At 61.1% G+C, this 475-nt stretch carries 1 protein-coding gene; it reads right to left on the bottom strand.

Features of this window, described 5'->3' with window-relative positions; genetic code table 11:
* The coding region (locus AACY49_RS30665) for an MFS transporter (RefSeq protein WP_339528043.1) at positions 1 to 475 on the bottom strand (475 nt) is incomplete at both ends.

Here is a 475-nt window from a genome sequence, read left to right as displayed (position 1 = left end):
GCTTCACCACGTTGCTCGGGGCTGGCGAGTGTGGCCACGTAGGCGACCACCACCTGCACGACCACTGCCATCAGGCCGACCAGCACCATTGCGCCGAGTAACATGCCCCAACTCTGCGCCAGCCCAACCGCACACAACGACACGGCCGACAGCAGCATCTGCGTCAGAATCAGCCGCTTGCGATTGAGCAGATCGCCCAACGGGACGATGAACAACAGGCCCACTGCATAACCGGCCTGAGTCGCCGTGACCACTACACCAATAGTGTCGGGCGACACTGACAGGCTGGCGCCCATCGACTCCAGCAGCGGTTGTGCGAAGTAGACATTGGCCACGGCCATGGCGCAGGTAATCGCGAAGAGAAACGTCTGTTGACGACTTAAACCACGGGCAGTTGTGCGTCCATCAGGGGCTGGAGCAGTAACGGCGTCGGCTGTCTTTTCGGCGTTGACGTCGCTTTTCGAGGGCCTTAGGA

The organism is Pseudomonas sp. EL_65y_Pfl2_R96, assembly GCF_963970905.1.
Classification (GTDB): Bacteria; Pseudomonadota; Gammaproteobacteria; order Pseudomonadales; family Pseudomonadaceae; genus Aquipseudomonas.
This window is presented reverse-complemented; position numbering and strand designations above follow the sequence as displayed.